This window comes from Dyella sp. ASV21 (assembly GCF_016428975.1).
GTDB lineage: Bacteria > Pseudomonadota > Gammaproteobacteria > Xanthomonadales > Rhodanobacteraceae > Dyella.
In genome coordinates this window covers 1-227 of sequence record NZ_JAELTT010000436.1, presented here as the reverse complement: position 1 = coordinate 227, position 227 = coordinate 1, and the positions used below count along the sequence as shown (strand labels likewise).

The window sequence follows — 227 nt, the reverse complement described above, 5'->3', positions numbered from 1 at the left end:
CGACTGCGGTTTCAGCCGGTCGTTGCAACACACTAAAGACTGCGCGAGCAGCGGGAGTGTTGCAAGATGTCCCAGCGACCAAAGATTTATTACACCGACGCCCAGATAGGGATGATGTGGGATCGATGGCAACGGGGCGAGTCACTTCATCAGATCGCCCGGTCGTTCGATCGACACCATTCGTCGGTACGTCGGATTCTGTCGGAAACCGGTGGCATCCGGCCCGC

General features: G+C 58.1%; 1 pseudogene. It reads left to right on the top strand.

From position 1 onward, the window contains the following. Positions 1–66: 66 nt before the first annotated feature. Positions 67–227 (top strand): annotated as a pseudogene (locus JHD67_RS22575) (helix-turn-helix domain-containing protein); the annotation flags it as partial.